Annotated in this window: 17 protein-coding genes; 13 read left to right on the top strand and 4 right to left on the bottom strand. The window is 43.8% G+C overall.

Features of this window, described 5'->3' with window-relative positions:
• Positions 1 to 121: 121 nt before the first annotated feature.
• The 7 genes from R7O12_RS04135 (at position 122) to R7O12_RS04105 (ending at position 9674) form a co-directional block, all read left to right on the top strand.
• The gene (locus R7O12_RS04135; protein WP_053303761.1) at positions 122 to 490 is read left to right on the top strand and encodes a hypothetical protein; all 369 of its coding nucleotides are present in this window, start codon (positions 122 to 124) and stop codon (positions 488 to 490) included.
• 9 nt (positions 491 to 499) lie between these two features.
• Complete coding sequence (locus tag R7O12_RS04130; RefSeq protein WP_017821587.1) at positions 500 to 1849, top strand: HlyD family type I secretion periplasmic adaptor subunit; 1350 nt, start codon at positions 500 to 502, stop codon at positions 1847 to 1849.
• Positions 1850 to 1852: 3 nt separating this feature from the next.
• On the top strand, positions 1853 to 4084 hold the full coding sequence (locus R7O12_RS04125) for a response regulator (RefSeq protein WP_053303762.1): 2232 nt from the start codon (positions 1853 to 1855) through the stop codon (positions 4082 to 4084).
• A complete protein-coding gene (locus tag R7O12_RS04120; RefSeq protein ID WP_318125644.1) occupies positions 4059 to 5483 on the top strand; it encodes a TolC family protein in 1425 nt (474 codons plus the stop codon). Before R7O12_RS04125 ends, R7O12_RS04120 begins: the two co-directional genes overlap by 26 nt.
• Entirely contained in the window at positions 5473 to 7059 is a 1587-nt protein-coding gene (locus R7O12_RS04115) for an ATP-binding cassette domain-containing protein (protein WP_053303763.1), read from the top strand. The genes R7O12_RS04120 and R7O12_RS04115 overlap by 11 nt, the downstream gene beginning before the upstream one ends.
• The gene (locus R7O12_RS04110; RefSeq protein WP_053303764.1) at positions 7056 to 9194 is read left to right on the top strand and encodes an ATP-binding cassette domain-containing protein; all 2139 of its coding nucleotides are present in this window, start codon (positions 7056 to 7058) and stop codon (positions 9192 to 9194) included. The genes R7O12_RS04115 and R7O12_RS04110 overlap by 4 nt, the downstream gene beginning before the upstream one ends.
• 105 nt (positions 9195 to 9299) lie before the next feature.
• Complete coding sequence (locus tag R7O12_RS04105) at positions 9300 to 9674, top strand: hypothetical protein (protein ID WP_025768457.1); 375 nt, start codon at positions 9300 to 9302, stop codon at positions 9672 to 9674.
• A 26-nt stretch (positions 9675 to 9700) separates the two neighbouring features.
• Here the strand turns inward: R7O12_RS04105 and R7O12_RS04100 are convergent, their stop codons facing one another.
• From R7O12_RS04100 to R7O12_RS04090, 3 genes are all read right to left on the bottom strand, one after another.
• Complete coding sequence (locus R7O12_RS04100; protein WP_017635872.1) at positions 9701 to 10591, bottom strand: RNA polymerase sigma factor RpoD/SigA; 891 nt, start codon at positions 10589 to 10591, stop codon at positions 9701 to 9703.
• Between the two features lie 333 nt (positions 10592 to 10924).
• Positions 10925 to 12367, bottom strand: a complete 1443-nt coding sequence (locus R7O12_RS04095; RefSeq protein WP_318125643.1) for a sensor domain-containing diguanylate cyclase — start codon at positions 12365 to 12367, stop codon at positions 10925 to 10927.
• 220 nt (positions 12368 to 12587) lie between these two features.
• Positions 12588 to 12884: an alternative ribosome-rescue factor A gene (locus R7O12_RS04090; protein WP_042521482.1), complete on the bottom strand. Its 297-nt coding sequence runs from the start codon at positions 12882 to 12884 to the stop codon at positions 12588 to 12590.
• Between the two features lie 365 nt (positions 12885 to 13249).
• On the opposite strand from R7O12_RS04090, the gene R7O12_RS04085 reads away from it, so the two are divergent.
• The 4 genes from R7O12_RS04085 to R7O12_RS04070 all read left to right on the top strand — a co-directional run bounded on the left by R7O12_RS04085 (position 13250) and on the right by R7O12_RS04070 (position 15094).
• Positions 13250 to 13459 carry a cold-shock protein gene (locus R7O12_RS04085; protein ID WP_005375625.1) on the top strand — a complete coding sequence of 70 codons (210 nt, stop codon included), beginning with the start codon at positions 13250 to 13252 and terminating at the stop codon, positions 13457 to 13459.
• 89 nt (positions 13460 to 13548) lie between these two features.
• The gene (locus R7O12_RS04080) at positions 13549 to 14094 is read left to right on the top strand and encodes a YaeQ family protein (protein ID WP_005375627.1); all 546 of its coding nucleotides are present in this window, start codon (positions 13549 to 13551) and stop codon (positions 14092 to 14094) included.
• Positions 14081 to 14623, top strand: a complete 543-nt coding sequence (locus R7O12_RS04075) for a hypothetical protein (RefSeq protein WP_053303766.1) — start codon at positions 14081 to 14083, stop codon at positions 14621 to 14623. Before R7O12_RS04080 ends, R7O12_RS04075 begins: the two co-directional genes overlap by 14 nt.
• A gap of 111 nt (positions 14624 to 14734) precedes the next feature.
• Entirely contained in the window at positions 14735 to 15094 is a 360-nt protein-coding gene (locus R7O12_RS04070; RefSeq protein ID WP_005375631.1) for a glutaredoxin family protein, read from the top strand.
• A 191-nt stretch (positions 15095 to 15285) separates the two neighbouring features.
• Here R7O12_RS04070 and R7O12_RS04065 read toward each other — a convergent pair whose 3' ends face one another.
• Positions 15286 to 15912, bottom strand: a complete 627-nt coding sequence (locus R7O12_RS04065; protein ID WP_025768460.1) for an OmpA family protein — start codon at positions 15910 to 15912, stop codon at positions 15286 to 15288.
• Positions 15913 to 16194: 282 nt separating this feature from the next.
• Here R7O12_RS04065 and R7O12_RS04060 point away from each other — a divergent pair, with 282 nt between their 5' ends.
• Positions 16195 to 16827, top strand: a complete 633-nt coding sequence (locus R7O12_RS04060) for a thiol:disulfide interchange protein DsbA/DsbL (protein WP_042521488.1) — start codon at positions 16195 to 16197, stop codon at positions 16825 to 16827.
• 13 nt (positions 16828 to 16840) lie between these two features.
• On the top strand, positions 16841 to 17314 hold the full coding sequence (locus R7O12_RS04055) for an FKBP-type peptidyl-prolyl cis-trans isomerase (RefSeq protein ID WP_005375638.1): 474 nt from the start codon (positions 16841 to 16843) through the stop codon (positions 17312 to 17314).
• The last annotated feature ends 80 nt before the right edge of the window (positions 17315 to 17394 follow it).

Below are 17394 nucleotides of genomic sequence, written 5' to 3'. Positions count from 1 at the left end.
TAGAAACCAACTTTTTTATACAACTTTTTTCATACCTTTCGAGTTCTATAAAAACAAAAAAATTTGAAAACCCAGTATAAAGATCCTTACTTGTTGTCATTAAAGCAATTAGTGCGGTGGGATAATGATAAATATGACAAATCTGTTGCGCTCAGTCGACAACAGCCATAAAGGGCTGCAATTGCTATTAGGCGATTTTTACCAAGATTTCAGTGATGCAGGGATTGATATTGAGATGCTGCATAAACAAAACCGTTTTGAAGCACTCAGATGTTATTCAAAAAGACTAAAGACCATTCTCGTCTTGTTATGTGATGACGACTTACCACCAAAATTGGCAAAGCTTGAACACTTAAACAAACACCATTTCCCTGCTCCTAATGAATTGATCGAGGACGTTAAAACCGAGCTTAACAACGTAAACAGACAAATTAGCCAGCTGTTAAAAATCGAAAATTCAATCGATAGCCGCACAGGTAGTGAATCATAGGGGTGGCTCATGAGTAATAAGCAAATAGAACATCACCTCAAAAAGGCGCTTGTTTCGAACAACGAAGCTTCGAAAGTAACAGCAGACGATACAATCGTGCTAGCAAGTGCAATGACCAGCGTACACAAAACCTTGCTGGTTATCTTTTTGCTTTCCATGGTGGCTATCGCCGTGGCATCTCAGGCTCGTATCGACATTGTGGTGTCGGTGCGCGGTGAGCTATTGCTCGAATCTGACATCGAAAAAGTGCAACACCTTGAAGGCGGTATTCTAGAAGAAATGCTAGTGCGCAAAGGCGAAGTGGTTTATGAAGGTCAACCTATTGCACGCCTTCGCTCTCTGGATAGAAACACTCAACTTGATACGGTAAACACAGAGATCATTCAGCTTGAGCTAGACAAGATTCGTTACGAAAGCCTGCGCGATATGGTGGAACCCGATTTTTCTTCCTACATCGAAAAGTACCCAGAATTAGTGCAAGTCAACATGAATACCTGGCAGCAAGAATTTTCTAAAAACCGTTCCAATGAAGAGTTGATCACTCACGATATCCAACATAAGAATTCGCTTATTGATTCAATGCTCAAGCGCCGTAAAAGCTCCGAGAACCAGCTCTCCTTGATACGCAAGCAGCTCAATATTAAGAACACCTTGTACAAAGAGGAAATGGCGTCTTACGTCGATGTTCTGAATATGCAGGTTCAAGAGTCAAACATGGTGCGTGAGATAGAAAACCTTGATGAGTCGGTCATGAATGAGCGCTTCCAACTCGACAAACTAGAGAAGCAGTACCGAGACTTGGTGGAGAATCGTAATGCCGAGTATCAAGCACAAATCATTCAAGCAAACAAGGACTTAAAGTTGAAACGTATATTACGTCCTCAACACTCAGATAAAGTGGATCGCCTCGTGGTTTACGCCCCTATTGACGGTGTAGTAGATAAAGTGCACTTCAACTTCCGCTCCGCTGTGATACCGCCAGGTGAAAGCATCGCGGACATTGCACCGATCAATAACGCCCTTCACGGAGAGGCGAAGATCCCGCGTAAAGACATGGGTTTTGTAGAAATCGGACAAGCGGTCAAAGTGAAGATGGATACCTACAACTTTGCCAAATACGGATTTTTGGAAGGTCGAATTGCATCGATCAGCCGTTCTTCTTATGAAGAAGAAGACGCTGAATTCTACCTCGCGGAAATCCAAATCAGTCAAAACTATCTAGAGCGCGGAGGCACACAATACAAGCTGTCCCCTTATATGGAGTTTACCGCAGACGTGAAAACAGGTTCACGCCGGGTGATCGAATACGCAGCGAAGCCGGTTATGTCGGCTATCGAAGACGCATTCGATGAGAGGTGATGGATGAGTAGCAAACCTTCTTACAATATTTCCGTTCCTGTTATGCGCCTAAGCATCGCTTTCAGCTTGATGCTGGCTGCCCTCGCCTTTTATTTGTATATCTCTTGGGAAAAAGTGGATTCAGTCGAGAAAGTGCAAAACGCGCCTCTTTTGGTTCAAGCTCAACAGCTCAACCAAACTATCGAGTTTGATATTCAAACGCTTCAACGCTGTTTAAGCGCACGTTATTGCAGTACAACAGAGCTTGATTTTGAGGTTCTGAAAGACGAAATTGACCAATTTAAGTCGCTCGCGTCACTCAACAAAACCGAGTTTAGCTTGGTGGGCGCGACCGAATACACGCAGCTTGAACTGGCAATCAATCGCTTCTCAGACAGCCAAAAAACACGCGACGATGTGTTGGCACTGTACCTCTCGCTCACCAATAACTACCTACAAATGGACGACAACTACAGGACCATATTTAACAACCATGCGAGCGACCTAATGATGGAGAAAAACGAGTTCTTCATTTGGTTGTTTGTGGTCGTTGTCGTACTGGTTGGTATCGCAGTGCTATCGAACTTGGTGGCAATCCTTAAACTGAAAAAATCCAGCTCGAATGAGCGTGACATTGACCAAGAATTCGATGAGCTTTATCAAGAACTCAAACAACTGGATTTACAAAGGCTGGAAGAGTTGCTGAATGAAGTGAGCATCAATCCGAAGCAGCGTCAGATCTACTCACACCTAAAACTGATTTTCAGCAAACTCGAAGAGCAAAAACGCAATAACGATCTCTACAAGCAGCTCTATGCTCTGATTGGTTACGAGATTCGTGGCATCACCAACACCATTAACGGCGGCGTGCAATATCTCGTTCAAGAGACCGATGAGAGCGGAGTGTTGATGGCGCAAGATATAACCTCGGCTGCCAATACCCTGTCTGAATTGGCAGAGAACTACAACCGACTCATTTCACAAGGGACCGAGAGCAAATCGAAAGAGTTTTCACTGCTGAATGTACTGTCTGAATTGATGATTCACATCAGTTCAAAAGTGCAGCGCAATGAAGGTGAGCTAGACTGCTTTATCTCAGATAACTTACCAAACCGTGTTGAAGGACAATCCACCAGCTTATTCTGGGTGTTGTTCCTACAGCTATCAAATGCCATCCAACTCAAAGCCGACAAGAAACTGTTTGTCACCATTGAATCAGGTGCGGCGTCAGACATTGAAAATACCCGCCTGACCATCAATCTAAACTTCTTAACCACGCTGGATGTGCCGCTTGCCAAGCTCAATACCCTACACTGGAGCGACCATAAACAGCACACTGCAACCAAAGACGATTTGGCGAAAAGCGTGTTGAAAGATTATGGCTATTACGAGAGCCATTGGTATCAATCGGGCAATCAGGAACGTTTTCAAATTCAGCTCGATTTGAAAGCCAAAAGCTTCCACACCGAGAAAACTCGCTTCGACAATAAGCGCCTATTACTGTGTGCCAACTCTCAGCTGCGCATTGATGTGATGAACAAAATGTTAGTCAACTTGGGCTTAGAGATTACGCCAATTCGAACGCCGAACGAACTCTTCTCTGCGGCAAAAACCTTTGGCGAATACGATGCCATCATGCTGACCGACACGTTCGAGCCAAACAAGCTGCCCTCACTGAGCAAAACGGTGAAATCGCAACTGCGCAATCACCCGAATACTAAATTGCTGCTTTCAGTCACTAGCACTCAGCAAGCACAAGAGAGCCATACCTTTGTCGACAAGATTCTGAACTCTCCTGCGATTCCGTATGAGTTCATCCCCAATCTTTTAGCAATCATGGAAGCGGAAGCCTCAGAAGATCAGATGGAGAACAGCTCATTCCTGATTGTTGAGGATGACCGTGTTCAACAGATTCTACTCAAACGTATTTTGAGCAAGCAAGAATACGAAGCCGATACCGTTGGCGATGGCGCAGACGCCGTTCAGCACTTCATGAATCAGCGCTCGGATATCATTTTTATGGACTGCATCATGCCAGGCATGGGCGGTATTGAAGCAACCAAACGCATTCGACAATACGAACAAGAGAACGGACAAAACCCCTGCACCATCATAGGTGCGACAGCATTGACCAGCAGTAATGAACACCAAGCTTGTATCGAAGCTGGAATGGATTACGTGATCAGCAAACCTTATAAAAACGACGAAATCATCAAGGTGATCAACAAGTATGTGGCGGTACAGAAACTTAACTAGCTGCGTATTGGCAGCGCTTACATTGAGCAATGCTCCTTCGGCAATGGCGACCACCTTGCTTGAGGCGGTCAAACTCGGCTTGGAAAACAACTTATCTCTGCGCGCTAGTGACAAAGGCGTGGAAGAAAACGAATACAACATCGACATTAGCCGCTCTAAGTTCCTACCCTATTTAAACGGTGCTGCTGATACCACATGGAATGAAAACGAGACCATATTAACGGGAACACCGGATACGCGTTCTAGCTACAACTCAAACAGCTACAGCGTGTCTTTATCTCAATCAGTGTTTAACCTTGGCGACATCTTCAAATACGGCACCGCGAAACTTGATTTCAACATTGAAGAAATCAAACACGAGAACAAAATCCAGAGCACCATTTCTGAAATCGCGACGCAATATTTCGAGTACCTGAAAAACAACGCGCAAATCAAAGCCACCAAAGTCGAGCTTAAATCGTCTGAAACACGTGAGCGCCAAATGCGTCGCAACGTGGAGCTTGGCAACACTGCGGCGAGCGAGTTGTATGAGGTAATTGCTCAGAAAGAAGGCATTGCCAACCGCTTAAGAACCTTAGAGAAAGATCGACGTGTGATTTTGAACGGTTTAGAGATTCAAGTTCAATATCCAGTCACCCCATCGCAGGACATCTACGAAAGCGTGCCCTTGGCGGAAATCAGCGAATCCGAACAACGCGCGATTCTTGAACAAGCTTTGAAGCTCAATAACGATTTATTGGTTGCGAAGAAAACCGTAGAACGCAGCCGAAGAGGGTTGAAAGAAAGCGGTTCAAACTTTGTGCCGACCGTGTCACTCTCTGCCAGTTACCGTTATGACGATGCGAACAACTATGACCGAACCGACCCCACCGCAACAGGGGACAGTAACTCCACCAGCGTCGGTTTGAACTTGAATGTGCCGATTTTCTCCGGCGGTTCGGATTACTACGGTTATCAAAAATCGTCGACTGCCATCGAGCGAACCGAGCTACTGTACCAAGATTCATTGTTCACGACGCGCAATAGCGTTAACACCTCGGTACTCAACATTAATGACTTCTCCCGCGCTATTAGCAGTTACGAGAATATCATCCGAGCTAACTACGCCTCCTACAAAGGCATTCAGCGCGCTTACCAGCTTGGTACGCGAACCATTACCGACTTACTGGCAGCAGAAAGTAAACTGTTTAGCGCGCTACGTGATTACGAGAGCGCGCGTTATGACTACATCATTGAATCGATCAATCTTGAGCAAATCAAAGGCATGCTGTCGGTGCAATCCATCGAAAGCATCATGCAGTTGATGAGCGATATCGAAGGCAGAAGCAATCAAGACTTAGTTCCAAAACACCTTCTCTCCAAACCATCGATTAAGAAAGGAGGTCGCAATGCAAACTGAGCATTTTTCCCAGAAGATTAACTTTGCTGACAAGTGTTATCTGACTTTCTCAACGGTCATCTCAACACTGTTTGGTTTAGTGTTGCCCTTTTCGATTCTGATTATCTTTGACCGTGTTTTACCTAACCAAGCTAAAGACACGCTGTTTCTTCTGTTTGCCATTATCTTGATCACCATCTTCCTCGACTATCACTTAAAGAATCAGGAAGAGAAGATTTCGTCGGTGATCATGAAGCAATTCGAAACCAACTTAACCAACAAAGTGTTTCAATCCATCTGTTTGGCTGAGATATCGAAGTTTCGTCGCCTAGAACCCGGTGAATACTTAGAGCGTATTGCCACCATTCCCGAGATTAAATCCTTCTTTGGCGGAGAATCTGTACGGGCATTGATCAACCTTGCCGTCAGCATACTGACCATTCTGATTATCGGTGTGATCAACATTTGGGCGGGAGTGACCATCTTGCTCGCCTCCATCATTTTGGCGGTGTTCGCACTGAGCCTATCTAAGCAGAAAATCAACAGCTTAGAAAACAAATCCGACATCGAAGGCTTAACTACTTCTAAAATCATCGAGATCATCTCTAGCCCACTCGATATCAAAGCGCGCAATATGGAATATCGCGTTGAGAGCCTCATGACACAAATGGTGGAAGAGCGTGAAGTCGAGAACATCAAATACGAGCAAATTGAATCGAACTTCAGCCTTATCTTGTCGCTCATACAACAGCTCTCCATTGCTTGTGTGGTGGTAGTTTTGGCAACGGCAGTTATCAACATGCAATCGAGCCAAGGCATCATGGCTGCCATCATCATGCTTACCAACCGCTACTTCGCGCCATACCAGCAAGTAATGCGCACGGTGAGTCGATGGGAGTTGAACAAGCTTCATATTCAACGTATCGCCGAGCTGCTTGAGCTTGCGGCATCTGTAGAACAACAAAATGATACGACAGAAGTCGAGCGCATCTCGGTGAAGTATTCGGAAAAGCAACGCATCGAGTTTGAACGTGGTCAGGCTTACTTGCTGACGGGGAAAAGCGGCGCAGGCAAAACCCATCTTGCCAATTGCATTACGCGGCAAAACACCGACAACAAACTGGACATTAAGATCAACGAGACACCACTCGATGACGTCAACTACAACGTCTGGCGTAATAGCGTGCTCATGGTCGACAAAACCAGTTCGTTCGTCGAAGGCACCATCATCGACAACTTGACTTGTTTCCGCCCAAGCTTAAATAACACGGCATTTGCGCTTTGCGAAACCATGAACATCAAAGCACAAATCGATGCCCTTCCCGCTGGTTTTTACACCGAGCTTAAAGGACATTTACGCAACCCATTCTCTCGCCAAGTCGCTTATGCCCTGTTGTTGGTGCGTGCCTTACTCGCGAACAAACGTGTGTTGATCTTCGACGACATCGACTGTGTTTATGATGACGACTTTGCTCGATTGGTTTTGACCAGTACTGCCTATCGCGCCAACGACAAAATACTCATCATCGTCAGCAATAAGATGGACAAGCTCAATCATCGCCTCAAACGCGTCAAACTTACCGGAGGTGACCAATGAGTATTTTGGTTGATTTTAATAATGTCCCTCAGCGCTTGTTGGACTTTGAGGCTCGCAGTTATGACGAGCGATACAATCAGTCACCTTTGATTCGTGGTTTAGCTTACACCCTCATTGCGCTTGAATGGGAAGGCACACCTTCTATCCTCAGTGACGCTTTTATCCCTAAACCAAAAGACAGCGACAGTTTTGTTGCCACGATTGAACGCCTTGGTTACCGTTGTGACGTCACCAAATTAAAAACGTTGGAACACATCGAGGGGCACCCTCATCCTTGTTTTATCGAGATCGAAAACCTCACTGCGATTTTCTTGGGCACCAAAGACGGCAAACTGATCCTGTTTGATTACACCAATAACAACACCATTGAATACCCGCTCTGCAAGAAGCCATGTTTGTTGGTCTCGATCAGCGAATACTCGCGCTTGTTCCGAGAGCCGCCACCTGAATCTCAAGACCGCAGTAACTGGATTAAATACGCGTTTTATCGCTACAACAATGAACTCAAGAGCCTGATTATCCTCAGCTTCGTGGTCAGTATTCTCGGCGCACTCCAGCCCTTTTTTATTATGAGTGTGTACAACTTCGCCTTGACGTCTAGCTCGCAAGCCACGCTCTATTGGCTCACGTTGTTTGCCGTGATTGTTGGGTTTTCGGAATACTTTTTCAAGAAAATGCGGGTCAACATCATCGCCACATCAGGGAAGGATTTGGCGGTGCATATTTCTCAAAACGTAATATCCAAACTGTTGTGGCTTCCTTATTCGATGACATCTACCGCTGGTGTCTCTTCTCAGTTAGCACGTTTGAAAGACATCGACACTTTCCGCCGTTTGGTAACCGCAGAGTCAACATTAAGCTACTTCGACATGCCGTTTGTTATCGTATTCATTATTGCCATTGCTCTTATGTCTGGTACCGCGGCGCTAGTCGTTATGGCGGGGTTGATTCTAATGTTGGTGTTCTGTGTTTATTCTCGTTACATCTACTCGCAAGCCACGTCCAAGAGCTCTCGCGCCAACGCCATGGTTTCTTACCAATGGAATGAGATTCTTCGTGGTATAAAAACCATCCAAGGCTTGCCATTGTTGCGTGTTATCCAGTCCCGCTTTAGCGCATCGCATTTACAAAGCACCAACGATGCAGAACATGTTTCAGTGACTAATAGCAGGGTTCAGGCAGCAGGCGGGAGTTTGATTCAGGTTATTGGTACCGCAAGTATCGTCGCGGCCGTTATCGGCGTGATGGACGGCACCTCCGATGCAGGTGCAATGCTTGCTACCGTAATTTTAGTCTGGAAGGCGTTGGGGCCTATTATGGGCATCTACAACTCTATTTCTAAGTTCCAATCCATTAAGGCGTCTTCTGCGCAAATCAACAACCTTATGGCGATGAATGACGATAAGCTAACGTTAGAGAAAAGCCCCCCTATTCGCCTATTTCAAGGTAGTATCGTCGGCTCTGGTGTGAGCCATCGTTATAGTGGTGCGGCAACAGGCTTAACTAATCTTGGTTTTAAAATTCCACCGGGCGCAAAAGTTGTGATTTGTGGACCAACAGGTTGCGGTAAAACGACGCTCATTTCTATTATCGCTGGGCTAGAGGAACGCTATCAAGGCTCAGTTTCGGTGGACGGTTATAACATCAAACAATTCAACAGTTACCGCTATCGAACCTCGATTAACTACGTCCCGTTTAACCTGCATATTTTTGAAGGCTCCTTGGAGACTAACTTCATCTTGCATAATGGGTTAATCCCAACAGAAAAAATGCGTGAAATGGTGAGTTTCTTTGAGCTCGATACATGGTTGCCACAAGGCCTGGACACTCAATTGAGCGTTGATATCTGTAAAAGTTTACCAAATGGTATTCAACAAAGACTGCGGCTCGCATTAGGGCTAGGTAACTGCGAACAATCTTTGATTATCATTGACGAGCCATTTAATGGTGCTGAGCAAGAAAACTCGCACTACTTCAAGCGGTTATTCAGCGACAAACTACTCAATAAGACCGTTATTTTCTCAACGAATGATCCGGGCATGATCTCTACATCCAACATGAGCTTAGTCTTGGAGCCAGATGGCAACCTGAAATATTTCGGGTTAACCGATAAGTACTTAAAAAGTCTAAGTTAAGTTCGGAATGTGGTGTGGTTCATCATTCATACTTGAGCACGGTCATTGACAAAAATGTAAACGATGAGACTATTTACTCTGTAAGCGCGTACACTAAGGAATCCGATGTATACATTTGTTGCAGACAAATTGGATGTGGTTTATTTATCAACGATACCAGAAAACTACCAGTTACAAGACTTCGACGTGCCTGAAGAAGAACTCGAAATTCGTGAAATTGTAGAGGTATGGTATGAGTGTGCGTTTCTTCCTGACTTTAACCTTCAACACATCGACATCGAAAACAAAACCGCATTAGTCGAGACACAAGCGCAAGTCGTAAACAACTACACAAGTACGCTCGCTTTTTTACTCAAAAGTCGTGCTTATCGCGCAGCACTTAACCGATTATTGAGTGTATGGAGATTGGAGGCAGCAGCTAAAGCACAGCTTGAGCTGCTGTTACTTACGGAAGAACAGAGTAGCAAGCCAGTAAATTAATCGGCTAGGATAAGGGGCTAAAAATCTTAAACCCAACCATCGAATCGGAGACGTTTCTGCACGCGTTCAACCGCCTCTATCTGCATCTGACGAACACGCTCGTTAGACACGTTTAACAACAGGCCTATTTCCGACAAGGTTTTCACTCTCTGGTCAAATAATCCGAATCGATGGATTAAGACTTTCTGCAACTTAGTTGGCAAGGTTTTAATAATATTTTCAATAGCTTGAGTAAAGCACTGATTTTCACAGTCTTGTTGTGGATCTGGCGTATACTCACTTTCACACAGTTCAAGAACAAATGGAACGCGATGTAGGTCCGCAGTGGTCGATACATCAATAAAGCCACTAAGCGCAACAAGTTCATCTATACGCTCTGCTTTCACCCCTGAGCAGCGTGAGAGTTCAGAAATAGACAACTCCTTGCTCTCACTTTTTGACGCATCGAGCTTTTTTAAAGCCAGGCTATTTATCTCTTTGCACACATGAGCAGGTAAACGTACCGTGCGGCCATTGTTCATTAATGCCGCTTCTATATTCTCGCGAATCCACCATACCGCATAAGTAGAAAAACGGTAGCCTGGCTCAGGATCGAACTTATCGACCGCTTTTATCAAACCAATATTACCTTCTTCTATTAAATCGAGCAGAGTAAAGTTATTGCCTGGCCGTTTGAGGTAGCCTTTTGCGATTTTCACAACAAGTCGAAGATTAGACTCAATCAACATTTCGCGCGCTTCTTCATCACCAGCTCGATTAAGTTTGGCGTAATGCAACTCCTCTTCACGAGACAACAAATCAATGCCCACAATATCTTTGAGATAGTGAGCATAAGGGTCTTTCCCAACTGACAACGATTCTTTCATTGACAGTTCATCCGTGACAGCTCGGAACCTAGCAAAGCATTCGTTGTTCATTCCCCGTCCTTCTCAAGCCAACTTATTTCTTATCTTCTTTAATTGTTTTTGTACAACACTGTATGCATCATGCTTTATATGCATTACTTTACACTGAGTGTAGACAGGGGTTCTGATCTTTACCAAGAAATCACTTATCACTTTAAAACAATTACTGCTTCTATGATAAAAACGTGAGCAAGCGGGGGTTTATATATATGAAAGTGATAGTATTTGTACGCAAATTGGCCTCAAAGAAAACAACGCAACGTGATCGTCAACGCTTACCACCTTACTCTGACTAAAACTTTGAGGCTTGAGGATGGTTTGAAGTATCAGTTGAATTAGCGAGATCTAATTCACTTGACGAAGCGCAGGTTGAAGCTGACAGTCTGTTATAACTTGGAAAACTGCACGATTCTTTCCTTCAGACTTACCTTGATACATCAACTCGTCAGCATCTTGCAAGCTCACGATGTGGGTAAACTCAGGATAGTAAGCACAGCCCAAACTGATACTCAAATGAATTGCTTGTCCGCCCAGTATAACAGGCTGATCGTAAACGGCTTTACAAAGCATATTGGCAAAATTGAGCGCTTCTCGCTCTGACAGAGACGACGTAACGAGTGCGAACTCTTCTCCTCCAATTCTCGCCAATGTCATTCGGTCATCAGTCATCGACTTAGCGGCTTCTGCGATGGCAACTATTGCTCGGTCTCCAGCAAGGTGGCCATATCGATCATTGATTGATTTAAAATCATCAATATCAAACACCATCACCGTTAAGTTTCGCTTCAAATGATTCAGTAGCGCCAATTGCTCAATCAGGTGTCTACGGTTGTATAGCTTTGTGAGAGAATCCGTCAACGTCATCTCCAGCAATTGCTGATTGGCAATCGTTAATTGCCTTGTCCGAAGAGCAACCATACGTTTGAGGGCAAAAATATGATAAAGCGTTGCGACCGCCATAATGAAAATAGCAATAGGGAAAAGATAAAGTGGATAAACCGTTTTCACCACACTCCAACGGATGAGGATCCGCTCACGATCCGTATCGATGACTTTTTCAAACGCTCGTGATACCTCTAAAATGGAAGTTGCACTGTGCATTCCTGCTGCAATCCGAAGATCTTTACTATATAAGCTAATTGTCGGGACAAACATACCCGCTCCCGGCGTGGTTGCCATATAAAAGTTAGCAACTTGCAGGTCTGCAACGAAGTACAGCACCTTTTTATCGACGGCGGCTTGTATCATCGAATCATTGTTAATGTATTCTGCGATAGGTGCATTCGGGTAATTCGTCTGAACAAACTCAGACTCGTAACTTCCTTTAACAACGCCAATTGGCAGCGTCATTTCGCCAGTTAAAACACTCCTGATATCAACCGAAAGTACATCTTTATTTACGTACAATTTGGTTTGGATAGGCATTATGACTGCGCCAAAGTCCATATACTTCGCTCTTTCGGGCGAGTAGACAAGTCCTCCGTGAAAGTCAGCCTTACCCTCTTTTACGGCTTGCAAAGAAGCATCCCAATCCAAAAGGAGAAACTGAACGTCGATTTGGTTGTTCGCCGCGTACTCTTTCCAAAAGTCGATTAAAATACCTTTAGGTTCACCATCTGGGCTAAGGTAAGAGAGCGGCTTCCACGCTTTGGAGTTAGCAACAATTAAAGAATGAGACTCTGATTTGTGCGCATGCGCCATCGGACAAATGGACAGCCACAGTAGTAATAAAGAAGCACACGCTTTTTTACATTTGCAACCATAAGTACCATAACTCGTCGATGACATACCTACTTCTCACCAGTCTTTTTAAACCATAATCTCGGCTGTTTGATTAGACTAAAGATATAGTAGACTTGCATAAGACAGGAAGTGACGCTTATTGATATGAATCTAACTTAGTAAGTTTTAGTACTTAATTGGTACTTTCAACGCCTAGTTCGCTGAAGCAGTTGAAGCAGTTGAAGCAGTTGAAGCAGTTGAAGCAGTTGAAGCAGTACATGATAAATTAGGAAAACTTATCTGGTACTAAAAATTGAATATCATCAGTTTTGCAAATACCTAGTACCAACAAAAAAGCCCTATTCAAAATCCACCTTGGGGAGAACTTTGAATAGGGCTCTTTGCCTCTATGCTTCATTTTACGGCTGAAGCTACCTTTACCTTTTTTCGCTTTAACGACTCGTGTTTGGAACAGCTGACTGGTAACAACCGCTTTTAACGCGTTGTCTTTGATTTCACCTCTGCCGAAGTCGGTCTCATGTTGTGAGCCACTCGGTTGAGGACTGATTTTACGCTTTGCCATAAATCCTCCTTAATGGTCGAACCAGATTGGACAATAATTATATAAATAAGTCAAATTTATAGATTTAGTTGAATTTTATGCTAAAAAACTTCACATCACCGTCATTTATTTGAAATTTAATCAAAAACATGCTGGTTAAATAGTGACTAAATACAAATATTTGTCCATAAAGCACTAATATATGTTGACTCTTCGTGGAATTAACCTAGACTCAAACACGGCTAGAAAGAAAGTTCTTTGTTTTCACATTTCGTTGGATTACTTGTAACCCGTCGTCCTGTGGTACGCAATAGCAATTTATTTTTCCACGCTATAAGCGCCGTTGAGGCGAAAGATTACATTATTTAGATATTTAGGAAATAGACATGTCTAACACAGCTACTGGCACAGTTAAGTGGTTCAACGAAACTAAAGGCTTCGGTTTCATTCAACAAGAAAACGGTCCTGACGTATTTGCTCACTTCTCTGCAATCACTGGTGACGGCTTCCGTACTCTAGTTGAAGGCCAGAAAGTAGAATTTGTTATCTCTCAAGGTCAAAAAGGCCCTCAAGCAGAGCAAATCAAAGTACTTTAATTCTTAAAGAATTTGATACGATAGCCAGCTTTTAAAGCTGGCTATTTTTTTGCCTAAAACTTATTTTGCCAACAAAACGATATAAATCTATGGCTCTTAAACCAACCATTTACAAATTTCGTATCGCCATTTCCGATATGAATAATGACTATTACGATTCTAAAAATCTAACTATCGCCCTTCATCCTTCTGAAAAGCCGCAACGAATGTTGGCTCGCATTCTAGCTTACTGTTTAAATGCTCAAAGCAATCTGGAGTTTACAAAAGGACTCTCTACGATTGAAGAGCCTGATTTATGGCATGTTGGCGATGATCAAAGCATTACTCACTGGATTGAAATTGGCGAACCAGAACCAGACAGAATTAAGAAAGCTTCTCGCCTCGCAAAGCATGTAAAAGTTTACACTTATAACACCAAAGCGGCTGTCTGGTGGGACAAAATGTCAGGAAAGTTCTCAATGCTTCCCGTCAACGTAGAGAGCTTTGACTATGACGCTATCGACTTGATTTGTCAGCATCTTGACCGAGGTACTAGCCTTTCTGTTATGATTACTGGCAGCTCAATTTTTGTTGATATCAATGATCAACATATCGAAGTAACGGTGAAGGAACTAAAAAACCATGACGTCTCTTAGTGAACTGAGTCAAGAGATGGGATTTGAAGAAATCCCCTTTGTTAAAGAACATAAAGCAGCAAAGCGGCGTTGGTTAAAAGAACAGTCACAACTATTTACAAAAGTTTGTGAGAACAAACCCACAACAGCACCTACTCTTCACCTGCTTGGCCTTTTGACCAAATCACATATTGAAGCAAGTGCTAACTACGAGCAACATGCTCACTCTACCCAGCGTATGCAGCAAGTTCTGACTGACTCCTTGGGTAATGAGCTCGCGGATAAGTTTACTAACCAATCTGCTGAAGACCTAATCTTAGTCACCCACCTTTGGTTATACACGCAAGGCTATTTAAATATGGATTTCAGCTTGGCGCACGATCATGCCGAGCAGACTCAAAATACATTGCAGCATGAGCTTGTCATAAAACGCATGGACGTTGATGCATTCAGAACCGAACTCATGCAAAGTTTTTATCAAGGTAAAGAAGCCCGTCCGGCTTCAGCAAGTGGCTTTTGGGGTTGGTTTAAACGTCTATTTTCCGCATAAAATACATGGTTTTATCCATTTCAAACAACTGATAGACTTCACGCTCAGTGCAACAAGCATCATGATTGCATTCTTAAAGGACAGTTACCCAATGAACATCAAGGGATCATTATGAAGTTTATCCGTTGGATTTTAGGCAAGGTTATCTTATTGCTGAACGCGGTGTTCTCACCTCGTGGTATTAAGCGCACCGCAGAAGAACAGCAACGTATTGATGAAAAAGCGAAACAATACGCACTTTACCAATTTGAAGCCTGCCCTTTTTGCGTAAAGGTCCGCCGTGCAATGAAGCGTCAATCGGTGAACATTGAGCTACGTGATGCAAAAAATAATCCTACTCATCGAGCTGAACTAGAGCAAGGTGGTGGGCGAGTTAAAGTCCCTTGCCTTCGTATCGAAAAAGATGGCGAAACACAGTGGTTATACGAGTCATCTGACATCGTCGCTTACGTTGAAAAAGAATTTGCCTAAGTTCCCCCTATGAACATTGGCGGATGTAAAAGAGGCACCTAACGGTGCCTCTTTTCTATTTTTTCTAGCTAAATGTTGCCGTGCGAGCTTTCCTTATTCAGTCTTCTTGCTCAACTCCGAACTTAAACTCCACTAAGCAAATAACGGGTATGCAAGAACAACACAACGAAGATTACCACCCAACGTCTGCGTTATTCATCCACGATCAATGTTAGCTCTACGCGCCGATTGCAAGCTTTACCACTCGCTGTCGCATTGCTGCACTTCGGTACATACTCTCCGAAGCCTCTAGAAAACACTCGTTGACGTGGAATACTCGTCGCCAATAATTGTTTTTCTACTTCACGAGCTCGCTTTTCAGATAGCGTGTCGTTGAAACTTTCAGCTCCCGTACTATCCGCATGACCATCAATCACGACATCAACATCAGTTCTTCCCGCCAGATAGTGACCAATGTTTCGAATCCAGTCTTGAGATTGAGCAGATAACCGTGCAGAGCCCGTTTGAAAATGCACTTGCTCTTTCAAACGTATCATCAGGTGACCACCACTGAGCGTCTCGTGAGGAATGTTATGCCTGCTCAGGAACATTTCCAGAGAGGTCACGTTTTGCGACTTTTTTACTGACGCCCTCGCCGTTTGATATGAACGAGGGGAAGAAGCCACATTGGATGCGCTCGGGTATCCCCATTCTGGGTGTCTCAGCTCAGTGTTTGATTTAGGAGCTGTATCTAAAATGTTCCCACCTGGGACCATATCTTGATCGAGGCTACTGCACCCGGCCAGAATGCCACAAACAATTAAAAACCAATGCTTCATACCATTACCAACGTAGAAAAACTCTTGTTCATTGTGTCGACAAAACACGCCGAATCTTTAGCGCTTTTGTCCACCGATTGGTTTGTCTATGCAGCGTTCATGCCACTGGAGTCAATGCCAAATCATCTCTCAAATAAAAAGCAACACTAAAATACCCTACCCTTACAGCCCATACGTCAGGCTAAGTCTGTTACCAATGGTCTCACTTTATTGTTATTTAATGGTTTTAGTCACTATCGTTAACCGATAAACTAACGCAAATTTCTCATTTAGAGCACTACTATGTTAAAAACCATATCGAAAGGCTTTGCTGTTGTTGTTGCCGTAATGGCTTTGTCGGCATGCGATAGCGGCAAGAGTCAGCCTCAGCAAGGCAAACAATACGAAGTTTTGCCAGTATCCCTTGAAGAATATGATTTAGCTCCCCTGACTGAAGCATTCTCTTTAACTTGTGGCCACTGCCGCTCAATGGAAGAGTTTGTCCCTCAAATTGAATCATTGACCGATCAAAGCGTTGAAAAAATGCATGTAACGTTCAATGAAAGTGCACAAGTGAGCGCCATCATCTTTTATACTGCCGTAATGCAGCTTGAATCAACACCAGATAAAGCGTTTATGGCAGATCTTTTTACTGCTGTGCAAATGGGTGCCGATGCAACGGCTGAGGAACGCCAAATCGCTGTTGAGAAAGCCTTTGAGTCTCGCAACCTTATCAGCCCTTACCATTTAGATGAAGCACAGCAAAAAGCGCTGTTTGAGTACATCACTAAGGCAGAAGCGATCACCACGCGAGGCCAAATTAACTCCGTTCCAGCCTTTATCGTAAACGGAAAATATCAAGTAATTACTGGTGGTCATGACAGCGTTGAAGCCATGGCAGAAACCATCAACTTTTTGCTAAAACAACCTAAATAGACAAGGAGATTACGTGTCTAAATTTTTGTTTCCTCTTATTATTTTTATTTTGGCGGGCTTTTTCATTTACCGTACTTGGACAAACCATAAAGTAGCAGATGAAAACTTTGCCAAAGGCCAAGCATTCTTACTAGAAAATGCGAAAAAAGAAGGCGTCATCACAACAGAAAGTGGCCTTCAATACATGGTTCTTGAAAAAGGCGAAGGTGAGGTTCACCCAACGGCAACAAGTAAAGTAAAAGTACACTACCACGGCACCTTGATTGATGGCACGGTATTCGATAGCTCTGTTAATCGTGGTGAGCCGATTTCATTTGGTCTTAACCAAGTCATTAAAGGCTGGCAAGAAGGTCTACAATACATGGTAGAAGGTGAGAAAATCCGCCTTTTCGTACCAAGCACGCTTGGCTATGGTAAGAGTGGCTCTGGCCCAATTCCACCAGCAAGTGTTTTGATCTTTGATGTTGAACTGCTAGAAATTCAATAAATCTAGAAAGCTTTGTCTTAAAGCCAAAGTATCAAAACCAAAAACGCCGCGAACCACGCGGCGTTTTCTGTTTTAAGAAA

Source organism: Vibrio sp. Vb1574, assembly GCF_033338675.1.
This window is presented reverse-complemented; position numbering and strand designations above follow the sequence as displayed.